The sequence below is a fragment of the Hydrogenovibrio sp. SC-1 genome, from assembly GCF_002848135.1.
GTDB lineage: Bacteria > Pseudomonadota > Gammaproteobacteria > Thiomicrospirales > Thiomicrospiraceae > Hydrogenovibrio.
This window is the reverse complement of sequence record NZ_PKGB01000016.1, coordinates 40,370-50,769: the sequence shown is the minus strand read 5'-3', so window position 1 is coordinate 50,769 and position 10,400 is coordinate 40,370. Positions and strand designations below refer to the sequence as shown.

Genomic DNA, 10,400 nt, shown 5'->3' with positions numbered 1-10,400 from the left:
TATGCCAGTCAGTTACCTTGTTTTAACAAAATAGAACAATCTAGCTTATTTGTTAATTAGGTTCACTTAATATAGGGGCAACCCACTCAACGTCTCGATCTTGATCTAAACGCTCAATTAAATAATCGTAAGATTTTTGTGGTCTAACATCAAAAATGGCCGTAAACCGATTTGGTAATACGGAAACTTTTTTAAATCCATACCGGCCAACCAACTGACTCAGATTCTTTACACGATAAACCTTAATCAAAAACCGCCCATTAATAACTGCGCTCTGGTGCGTCTTTCTATTATATAAAACAGGAACTATCTCCACACTGTGACCATTTACAACCAACTTCTGGGTCGTGCATTGCTCTTGCTTAAAACTTACTGCCGATGTTTTATAAATATACCAAGCTCCATTCCTTTCCACTAACGACCCTAGCTGACCATTTAACAAGGATGGGGAAGATAAGCTAGCAAACCAATCTGGACGAGCTTCATACGCATCTCCAGCCATTTTTGCCACCAGCTGACACGACTGAGTAAAAGCGAAACTTTTGACAGAAACAATCAGCAATACATTCAACACCAAGAATCGAATTCTATTTTTCAAAACTTCCTCACTCAATTATAAATTGTTCAGCCCTTCTATTACTTAGCTGAATCAACTTATTGACTCAGCTAGCAAAAACCTATTGATTATTCTATACTTAATGACGTCCGATTTACGTTTATGACAAAAAAACAAAAGAGGAATCTCATGAAAAAAATCAACATTCTAATGATCGGTCTTGGTCGAGTCGGCGGTAAATTCTATCAAAAGTTTACCACCCTAAACCCTGATCAAGTGGAAATTCTAGCGATCAGTGAACCCAACATGGAAAATGCACTCATTGATGACGCGCTCGACCGAGGCATACCGAACTACCCAAAATATGAAGAGGCTATTGAATACTTCGGATCCGATATAGACATCATTATGGATACCTCAAACCGCCCTGAAATAAAACAAAACATCCGAAAAATACTTCAAGAAAGCGGTAATGAACATAGCGTAATCGTGCCAATGGTCGTTGATTACCTTATTTGGTATCTGCTTCCTGATGCGGAGAACCTTCCACAATCACACCACCATGACATTGGCTATCACTAAACCATACTAGCCAAAATCTAGAAATCACAGACATAAAAAAACCCGCACTAGGCGGGTTTTTTAGAAATATGGTGGCTACACCGGGATTTGAACCTGGGACCCCATCATTATGAGTGATGTGCTCTAACCAGCTGAGCTATGTAGCCAAAAAGATTGCGGTATTATAGAATTTTTATCGGCCTTGTCAACCTTGTAACAGGAGTTTTATCACTTTTTCAGCTAAAATGACCAGGCCTGGTCATTTTAAGCGCGCGATAGCGTTAAACATTAAAACGGAAATGCATTACATCGCCATCTTGAACAATGTATTCTTTACCTTCTAAGCGTTGCTTTCCAGCTGCTTTTGCACCGGCATCACCTTTATAGGCAATAAAATCTTCATAGGCCGTGACTTCTGCACGAATAAACCCTTTTTCAAAGTCGGTGTGAATCACGCCTGCCGCTTGCGGTGCGGTTGCGCCTTTTTTAACCGTCCAAGCTCGAACTTCCTTTACGCCTGCTGTGAAATAGGTTTGCAAGCCGAGTAACTGATAAGCAGCACGAATAACTCGGTTTAGACCAGGTTCTTCTTGCCCCATTTCCGCAAGGAATTCAGCCTTGTCTTCATCATCAAGTTCTGCAACCTGTTCTTCGATTTCCGCACTAATTGGCACCACCACGGCACCTTGTTCCGCAGCAAGCGCTTCAACCTTATCTAACATGGGATTATTTTCAAACCCATCTTCATTCACATTCGCAACATACATCATCGGCTTAATGGTTAAGAGGTGCAAATCTTGCAAGACTTTAAGTTCATCTTCATTCAATTCAACCAGACGAACGAGCTTGCCGTTTTCAACTTCGTGCAACACCTTTTCATAGACAACTTGCTTGGCAACCGCTTCTTTATCACCGCTTTTTGCAACACGCTGTACTTTTTGAACCGCTTTTTGCAAAGACTCCATATCTGCTAGGATAAGTTCCATATTGATAATTTCAATATCTGAAATGGGGTCAATTTTACCGGCGACATGCACAATATCATCATTTTCAAAGCAACGCACAACTTGAACAATTGCATCGGTCTCGCGAATATTGGCTAAAAATTTGTTGCCAAGCCCTTCCCCTTTTGAAGCACCTTCGACCAAGCCTGCGATATCCATAAAATCGACCGTTGCTGATAACACGCGCTCAGGGTTCACAATCTCTGCCAACGCATCTTCCCTTTCATCTGGAACCGGCACTACGCCAACATTGGGTTCGATGGTACAAAATGGATAGTTGGCTGATTCAATCCCTGCATTTGTTAAGGCATTGAACAAGGTCGATTTTCCAACATTGGGTAGGCCAACAATGCCACATTTAATTCCCATTTTGAACTCCTAATAGCGTCATGATTAATTTATTGAATTACTGCGTGTGAAGTTGATGCATTGCCCTTTCCATCTCGCCACTTAGCAGTTCCGGCAAGACGTGTGAAGCATCATAAATTGCATCTTCAATCGCTTGAAAATCCGGTTTAGAGGGTGCACGTAAGACATAATCCACCACTTGATCCTTGTGACCTGGATGCCCAATCCCCAACCGAAGACGATGAAAGGTTCGCGTGCCCAATGCGGCAATGGTGTCACGTAATCCATTATGACCACCATGCCCGCCATTAGACTTAAGCTTGGCAACACCGGGTGCTAAATCAAGTTCATCATGCACCACGAGAATTTCATCGGCTGATATTTTATAGAAATTGGCTAAAGATTGGATAGACTGACCACTTCGATTCATAAAAGTCATGGGTTTAAGCAACCAAACATCCATGCCATTTGACTGAACTCGAGCCACATCACCTAAAAATTTGGTCTCTGGACGAAATTGCACTTGATATTGACGAGCAACTTCCTCCACAAACCAAAAACCCGCATTATGTCGAGTTTGCTCATATTGTTTTCCAGGATTTCCCAGACCAACAATTAGCTTTATACAGGACATATGCGGGCTTTCTGTTATCTTAAACGCTTAAAATTAACGTTTTACTTTGCTGATACCAACAACGGCCTGATCATAATCAGTGTTACCGTGCGTTAACGCGGTTAACTTAACACCAGCAGGAATTTCTAACTCAGATAGACGCAAGTTCTGACCTGCTTCTAAATTAGAAACGTCAATTTCAATTGCAGTTGGTAAATCTTTAGTTAAGCAACTCACTTCAACGCTGGATTGCATGAAAGACATAATCCCACCGATTTTCACACCTGGTGCAACTTCTTTACCAACAAACTTAAGTGGAACACGTTTTACGATAGCTGACTTATCACTTGCACGTTGAAAATCAATGTGAGAAATAAAGCCTGTTGCAGGATGACGCTGTAAGTCTTTAATAATACATTGCTCAGCAACACCTTCGCCTTCTAGCGTTAAAACGGTGTTATACAAATCAACATTTATTCTTAAAGCACGTTCAATTTGATTACTTTTCAAAGCAACTGATTTTGCTTCCTGCTCACCACCATATACGATGGCTGGTACTTTGCCTGCCAGACGAAGACGGCGGCTCGCACCCTTCCCTTCCTCTGTACGCAGCTCTGCTGTCCAAACTTGATCCATTTTAATTACTCCATAAATCTTAGGCGTCGTTCACCTAATAAATAAACCGGGGCAAGCCCCAAAACTCCATGCTCGCGACCAAGCACAGAAACAAAGAGCGGTATTATACCGATTTTTTTTAGAAACAAAAGAGATTAACGTAAGAAAACAAGACCTTAAACTGCCAAAACGACCAGGCCTGGTCGTTTTGACGTGCAATAAGGCCTTTAACGAATAGGCATTAACTCGGAAACTGATTCTTCCTGATGGACACGTCGAATGGTTTCACCGAGTACAGGAGCAACTGAAACGCGACGAATGCGATTAGATTCCATACCCGCTTCGGACAATGGGATGGTGTCTGTTACGACGAGTTCTGTTAGGCAAGAATTATTTATCGTATCAACGGCAGAGCCAGACAAAACGGCATGAACAACATAAGCCGTTACACTTTTTGCGCCATGCTCTTTCAATGCAGCCGCAGCCTTGCAAAGCGTACCGGCTGTGTCCACCATATCATCAACTAAGATACAATCACGACCGGATACATCACCAATAATATTCATAATTTGAGCGACATTCGCTTTTGGACGTCGCTTATCGATAATGGCCATATCACACCCTAGGGCTTTGGCGACAGCGCGAGCACGCACGACACCACCCATATCAGGCGAAACCACCATCATATTATCGCCAGCGATATGACCCGAAGTACGCATGTCATCAACAAGCGTCGGTGAGGCATAAATATTGTCGACCGGAATATCGAAAAATCCTTGGATTTGATCCGAATGCAAATCCACTGTGATCAAACGATCGGCACCGGCAACCGTAATCATATCCGCTGCTAAGCGCGCTGTAATTGGTACACGAGCTGAATGAGGACGACGATCTTGCCGAGCAAAACCGTAATAGGGCACCACTGCGGTAATCCGCTTTGCAGAAGCGCGTTTTAGCGCATCAATCATAACCAGCAGTTCCATTAAATTAACGGCGGGTTCAGGGGTACAGGTAGGCTGTAAAACGTAAACATCTTTTCCGCGTACTGATTCATTAATTTGAACCATAATCTCGCCATCACTAAAGCGGCCGACATCTGCTTTACCTAATGGAATTTCAATCGAGGAGGAAATCTTTTCAGCTAAGCTGACATTTGCGTTTCCGGCAAATAATCGGACATTTTTGTAAGCCATGAATGGCAACTCCTATGGCGAAAACCAGGAAAAAAATGATTTGAAGAATTCAGGGAGGATAATGGCTGGGCTAGCAGGATTCGAACCTGCGCATGACGGGATCAAAACCCGTTGCCTTACCGCTTGGCTATAGCCCAACTGTTTATCGCTGTCATCTAAGACAGGTGCGTATTATCCATTTTAAAAGCCGCAAATCAAGCGTTTTTTACTAAAAAAATTAAGAGACCCCATAATAACAAGCTTTCAATAATATTTAAATGCAAGAAAAACATAATATTGCCAACATCTCTAACCGTCTTATTTCATCAAATCCAGAATTAAAGTTTGTAAAACTTCATTTTGGGGATACTGATTTCGATAGTCAACCCAGAGCTTTTTTGCTTCTTCCTGACGCTCAAGCTTCCAAAGGACATGAATTAAATGAATCAACACTTCTTCATCTACCTGCAATGCCAGTGCGCGCGAAAGGAATTTTTCTGCTTCTTGGTATTGCCCTTGCTGATAGGCCAGCCAACCCCGGCTGTCCAAAATGTAATAGCGATTTGGCGCTAGGGTCAGAGCTTTATCCAACAATTGCTGCGCATAAACGAATTCTCTTTTTTGTTCGGCATAGAAGTAGCCCAATGCATTCATTATTTCGACATCATCGCCATCAATCGCAAGTGCCTGCTTTAGATTCGCTTCATATTGTTCAAACTGAGCTAAATCATAAAACAACATCGCCTGCATCAAATACAGTTCTACTTTTTGATCTTGCAATGCAATAGCCTGATCATAAACCATAATCGATTTTTGCTTTTCACCAGCTTTATTATAAAAGATGGCTTTGGCCTGCAATAATTTCACCTTGTCTGCCGTTTCAGTCACATCTATTGCATCTAACGCCTCAAGCGTTTTGACCAGACCAACTTCGGGATAATCAATTTCGGCCATATGCAATCGTGCATCGAGCAAGTAGTCATGCGTGGTAATTTGCTGAAAATAGCGCTTTGCTTGAGTCAACTGATGCTGTCTTTGCGCCGACACCCCCAAATAATAAAGTGCACTCGAGCGATACGGCAACACGGACTCCAGCTCAATCAACAGTACCTCAGCTTTATCATACGCTTCCCTTTCCAACATCAACAAAGCCGCTGATAACTTAGAAGTGTTTGCATCGGGTTCATTTTCGACCACTTTCAAATAACGCGACTCTGCCAAATCAAATCGCCCAACCTTTACTTCCATTCGCGCATAACGCTCTTGAAACTTCCAATCTTTAGGGTGCGCCTTAATATAATCCGCTAAACGGACCAACCCCAACTCCGATTGCCCCGACTTCAAATAAGCATTCGCCAATAAATAATGGGATTCTCGATAAAGCTGCTGCCTTAACTCAGCGCCCATTTCATTTGAAGTTTCAGAATCAATTTGCGCAATCGTGCTTTCTAACTGCCTAATGGCTAATGCATACTGCTTATATGCTTCTGATGCCATCCCTAACACATAGCGCATGACTAAGCTTTGTGGATACTTCTGGTGTAATTGCTGTAAAAAAGCCGTACCATGCTCAACCGGAACGGCTTGGGTAATACGCACCCCCGTTTCCATCAGAACATGAACTAAATCCTTGCCCGACAATTGCTGAAAGCGTGACCAACTCGAAATAGCCTCTTCAATTCGACCGTCACGCGCCTGCATAATATAGGACGCTTTCCAAGCTAAGGGTTCATCCGGTGAAACATCACGCCACAAAGCGGCCGCAGAAGCAATTGATGCTAAATCATAAGTCGCCATTGATAGTTTAAAAGCTCGCTCAGCCAGCTCCGGTTGTCTCGTTAGCGTTGCGACTTCATGCATGACTGAAAACCCAGTACGCACATCTCCTTTCACCACTAGCATTTCCGCCAACATAACACGATACATTTCTGCAGCGGTCAACTCAATTTTGGACACATCCTTACCGGACTGCTGGGAGTCTTCTGGCTTTGATACGGACTCTGGCTGGGTTTGAGCTGCATCTAATCCGAAAGCAGACTCGACCTTGGGTTTCAGTTGAGCACAACCACTTAAAACCAACCCGATAACCAACAATAGAACCCGTAAAATAACGGGTTTGAATACAACGAATCCAGACAAATCTTTCCCCATAATTTGATAAAAGTGTAAAAACACACTGTAAAACTTGCAATTAAGGCTATAATTTAGCAAAATTACATCCCTTAAATTGCATTATTTTTCTCCTTTTTGGCTAAACGATTCCTTATGAAATTATTTGTTTTGGGTGTAAACCACGAAACGGCACCAGTGGATATTCGTGAAAAAATTTCTTTTTCACCTGAACAAGTACAGCATGCATTGGCTGAACTCAAAGAGCAATCGCTCGCCACAGAATGCGTTATCCTTTCGACCTGCAATCGCACTGAAATTTATGCGACCTTAAATACTGAAGACACCCAATCTATTTACGACTGGCTTCATCAGTTTTTTCAATTGCAGCAACAAAGCATTTCGCAATATCTATACGAATACAATGACTTGGATGCAATCAAGCATATTATGCGAGTGGCAAGTGGGCTAAACTCTCTGGTACTGGGCGAGCCGCAAATCCTTGGTCAAATAAAAGATGCCTTTCAGCTCGCTCACAAAAATGACAGCATTCACCAAACATTACATGCGTTGTTTCAGTGTATTTTTAAGACAGCAAAACAAGTCAGAACCGATACCGAAATTGGATCTAGCCCCGTTTCTGTCGCATTTGCTGCCGTCGCTCTTTCCAAACAGTTTTTTGGGTGTTTAAAAGAACAAAATGCGCTGTTAATTGGCGCTGGAGAAACCATTGAACTGGTAGCGCGACATCTTAAAGAAAATCAGGTTGGCAATTTGATTATTGCGAACCGCACCCTTTCTAAGGCGCACCAACTTGCAGAAACACTGGGTGGCTATGCTATTAACCTCGCAGAAATCAAAGATCACCTGCATGAGGCAGACATCGTTATCGCTTCAACTGCCTGCCCAGATGCCATTATTAAAACCAAGATGGTTGAAAATGCCCTTAAGCAGCGTCGCCACAAACCGATGTTTATGGTCGATATCGCGGTTCCGAGAGATATTGAAGCGCAAGTTGGGGATTTCAGTGACACCTATCTTTATAGTGTCGACGATTTACAAGAGATTATCGAAGAAAACAAACAATCTCGACAAGATGCAGCCTTGGCGGCGGAAGAAATTGTCGATGCTCAGGCGCAAGCTTTTATCAATCAATACAAGGCAACCCAAGTGGTCAGCCCGATCATTCAGAGCTACCGTCAACAGGCCCACGAATTAAAACAGCAGCTACTCAGCGAAACCCACCACCAACTTGAGCTGGGTGCTGATCCCTCAACCCTACTGACGAAGTTAGCCAATCAACTAACCAATAAAATTTTACACACCTCAACCCACAACCTGAATCAAGCAGGGTTAAATGGCGAAATCGAAGTATTAGAGGCCGCAAAAAAATTGTTACTGCCTGATATTGCACCATCCAAAAATTCGATGCAAAAAGAAAACTAACGACTCCCTATGAAACAATCCATTCGCGCTAAGCTTGAAGGCCTGATTGAACGCCTTGATGAAATTAACTACCTCATTTCAGACCCTGAAGTGATCAGCAATCAAAATAAATTTCGTAATTTGAGCAAGGAACATGCTCAATTGACCCCGGTTGTGACCGCTTTTAACGACTTTTTAGCAAATGAATCAGACCTTCAGGAAGCGAAGGAAATGATTAAGTCTGGTGACGCCGAATTAAAAGAAATGGGACAAGAAGAACTCCCTTTGCTTGAGAAAAATCAAACTGCTTTAGAGTCCGAATTACAGAAAATGCTGCTGCCTAAAGACCCCAATGATGATGCGAATATTTTCTTGGAAATACGTGCCGGTACCGGTGGCGACGAAGCAGCCATTTTTGCTGGGGATCTTTTTAGAATGTACAGCCGTTATGCCGAAACCCAACGCTGGCAAGTTGAGATCATCAATTCGCAAGAAGGTGAGCATGGTGGCTTTAAAGAAATTATTGTGCGAATCATCGGGGATGGAGCCTATTCAAAACTCAAATTTGAATCGGGTGCTCACCGAGTACAACGCGTTCCAGCCACCGAAACACAGGGCCGGGTTCACACCTCTGCCGCAACAGTGGTTATTATGCCTGAAGCGGCGGACGTTGAACAAATTGACCTCAACCCTGCCGATTTAAAAGTCGACACCTTTCGTGCCTCCGGCGCAGGTGGCCAGCACGTCAACAAAACTGATTCAGCCATTCGTATTACTCATTTACCAACGGGCACCGTGGTTGAATGCCAAGATGAACGGTCACAACATAAGAACCGTGCCAGAGCCATGTCTTTACTGGCTTCGCGAATTATGGATGAACGTCAGCGTGTTCACGACCAAGAAATTGCGCAAGAGCGAAAAAGTCTAGTGGGGAGTGGCGATCGCTCTGAACGGATTCGAACCTACAACTATCCACAAGGGCGAGTAACAGATCACCGCATCAACTTAACCCTCTATAAGCTTGATGAAGTCATGCAAGGTGGACTTCACCAAGTCATAGATCCACTCATTAACGAATACCAGGCCGAACAACTTGCTAAATTAAGCGATGAAGAGTAAGGCTAGTGCACATCCAGGTTTCATGCGGATTGACCAGGCGTTAGTTCACGCCAAATCAAAACTGTCCACATCCCAATCGGATACCATTGCTTTAGACGCTGAACTATTACTGGGATTTGTCCTCAATAAAAGCCGAACCTATCTTTACACCTGGCCAGAGACGTTGCTGACTGAAGCTCAACACACCCAGTACGAACAGCTATTGGCACAACGTCTTGCAGGCAAACCTATCGCCTATCTGACTGGTGAGCGCGCTTTTTTTGGCTTAGACCTTTATGTATCCGAAGCCACATTAATTCCTAGGCCCGATACGGAAATACTGGTCGAGACCGCATTAGAGAAAATGGCAATTAAAAATGACCAGGCCTGGTCGTTTTGTGACCTTGGAACTGGCTCTGGCGCGATCGCTTGCGCGCTCAAGCACCAACAGCCGAATTGTGACGCGACCGCCATTGATTTCAGCCAAGCGGCCCTGGAAGTGGCACAAAAAAATGCTCAGAGACACCAACTTTGTATTTCGTTTAAACAAGGCGATTGGTTTCAACCTGTGATTGATCAATCTTTTGATTTAATCGTATCGAATCCGCCCTACATTGAAAGCGAAGACCCCCACCTAAACCAAGGCGATGTCCGTTTCGAACCTGAAACAGCATTGGTTTCGGGTTCAGATGGTCTTGAAGACATTCGTAAACTCATTTTTCAAGCACCTATGCATTTAAAAGCCAATGGCTGGCTCATTCTTGAACATGGCTACCAGCAAGCTAAGCCCGTTCAAGCACTTTTTCAGCAAGCCGGATTTAGGCACATTGAAACTCGACAAGACTATGGCCATCGTCCTAGAATAACCCTTGGACAAATGTAATTTTCACCCGAAATTT

At 43.3% G+C, this 10,400-nt stretch carries 10 protein-coding genes and 2 tRNA genes; 4 read left to right on the top strand and 8 right to left on the bottom strand.

The genetic code is table 11. From position 1 onward, the window contains the following. Positions 1-52: 52 nt before the first annotated feature. Positions 53-598 (bottom strand): hypothetical protein, encoded by a 546-nt coding sequence (locus CYQ88_RS09155; RefSeq protein WP_143483779.1) that lies wholly within the window; start codon positions 596-598, stop codon positions 53-55. Positions 599-745: 147 nt separating this feature from the next. Between CYQ88_RS09155 and CYQ88_RS09150 the strand changes: the two genes are divergently transcribed. Beyond that, on the top strand, positions 746-1,138 hold the full coding sequence (locus tag CYQ88_RS09150) for a homoserine dehydrogenase (protein ID WP_101841052.1): 393 nt from the start codon (positions 746-748) through the stop codon (positions 1,136-1,138). A gap of 69 nt (positions 1,139-1,207) precedes the next feature. Here CYQ88_RS09150 and CYQ88_RS09145 read toward each other — a convergent pair. The 7 genes from CYQ88_RS09145 to CYQ88_RS09115 all read right to left on the bottom strand — a co-directional run bounded on the left by CYQ88_RS09145 (position 1,208) and on the right by CYQ88_RS09115 (position 7,008). Then, positions 1,208-1,284 (bottom strand) — tRNA-Met (locus CYQ88_RS09145). Between the two features lie 114 nt (positions 1,285-1,398). Then, positions 1,399-2,490 carry a redox-regulated ATPase YchF gene (gene ychF / locus CYQ88_RS09140; RefSeq protein ID WP_101841051.1) on the bottom strand — a complete coding sequence of 364 codons (1,092 nt, stop codon included), beginning with the start codon at positions 2,488-2,490 and terminating at the stop codon, positions 1,399-1,401. 37 nt (positions 2,491-2,527) lie between these two features. After that, positions 2,528-3,103, bottom strand: a complete 576-nt coding sequence (gene pth, locus CYQ88_RS09135) for an aminoacyl-tRNA hydrolase (protein ID WP_101841050.1) — start codon at positions 3,101-3,103, stop codon at positions 2,528-2,530. 33 nt (positions 3,104-3,136) lie between these two features. Then, the gene (locus tag CYQ88_RS09130) at positions 3,137-3,718 is read right to left on the bottom strand and encodes a 50S ribosomal protein L25/general stress protein Ctc (protein ID WP_101841049.1); all 582 of its coding nucleotides are present in this window, start codon (positions 3,716-3,718) and stop codon (positions 3,137-3,139) included. A gap of 206 nt (positions 3,719-3,924) precedes the next feature. Continuing rightward, on the bottom strand, positions 3,925-4,890 hold the full coding sequence (locus CYQ88_RS09125; protein WP_101841048.1) for a ribose-phosphate pyrophosphokinase: 966 nt from the start codon (positions 4,888-4,890) through the stop codon (positions 3,925-3,927). A 62-nt stretch (positions 4,891-4,952) separates the two neighbouring features. Further along, positions 4,953-5,027 (bottom strand) — tRNA-Gln (locus tag CYQ88_RS09120). A gap of 160 nt (positions 5,028-5,187) precedes the next feature. Further along, a complete protein-coding gene (locus CYQ88_RS09115; RefSeq protein ID WP_158236036.1) occupies positions 5,188-7,008 on the bottom strand; it encodes a lipopolysaccharide assembly protein LapB in 1,821 nt (606 codons plus the stop codon). Between the two features lie 126 nt (positions 7,009-7,134). On the opposite strand from CYQ88_RS09115, the gene hemA reads away from it, so the two are divergent. Genes hemA through prmC form a run of 3 tightly spaced genes read left to right on the top strand, consistent with a single transcriptional unit; the run spans position 7,135 to position 10,384 of the window. Beyond that, positions 7,135-8,424 carry a glutamyl-tRNA reductase gene (gene hemA / locus CYQ88_RS09110; protein ID WP_101841046.1) on the top strand — a complete coding sequence of 430 codons (1,290 nt, stop codon included), beginning with the start codon at positions 7,135-7,137 and terminating at the stop codon, positions 8,422-8,424. Positions 8,425-8,433: 9 nt separating this feature from the next. Further along, entirely contained in the window at positions 8,434-9,522 is a 1,089-nt protein-coding gene (gene prfA, locus CYQ88_RS09105) for a peptide chain release factor 1 (RefSeq protein WP_101841045.1), read from the top strand. Then, entirely contained in the window at positions 9,512-10,384 is an 873-nt protein-coding gene (prmC, locus tag CYQ88_RS09100) for a peptide chain release factor N(5)-glutamine methyltransferase (RefSeq protein ID WP_233188851.1), read from the top strand. Before prfA ends, prmC begins: the two co-directional genes overlap by 11 nt. Positions 10,385-10,400 lie beyond the last annotated feature (16 nt).

Coding starts and splice junctions, on each gene's coding strand:
- CYQ88_RS09150 (WP_101841052.1), top strand. CDS start 746: ATGAAAAAAATCAACATTCTAATGATCGGTCTTGGTCGAGTCGGCGGT.
- CYQ88_RS09130 (WP_101841049.1), bottom strand. CDS start 3,718: ATGGATCAAGTTTGGACAGCAGAGCTGCGTACAGAGGAAGGGAAGGGT.
- prmC (WP_233188851.1), top strand. CDS start 9,512: ATGAAGAGTAAGGCTAGTGCACATCCAGGTTTCATGCGGATTGACCAG.
- CYQ88_RS09125 (WP_101841048.1), bottom strand. CDS start 4,890: ATGGCTTACAAAAATGTCCGATTATTTGCCGGAAACGCAAATGTCAGC.
- prfA (WP_101841045.1), top strand. CDS start 8,434: ATGAAACAATCCATTCGCGCTAAGCTTGAAGGCCTGATTGAACGCCTT.
- pth (WP_101841050.1), bottom strand. CDS start 3,103: ATGTCCTGTATAAAGCTAATTGTTGGTCTGGGAAATCCTGGAAAACAA.
- hemA (WP_101841046.1), top strand. CDS start 7,135: ATGAAATTATTTGTTTTGGGTGTAAACCACGAAACGGCACCAGTGGAT.
- ychF (WP_101841051.1), bottom strand. CDS start 2,490: ATGGGAATTAAATGTGGCATTGTTGGCCTACCCAATGTTGGAAAATCG.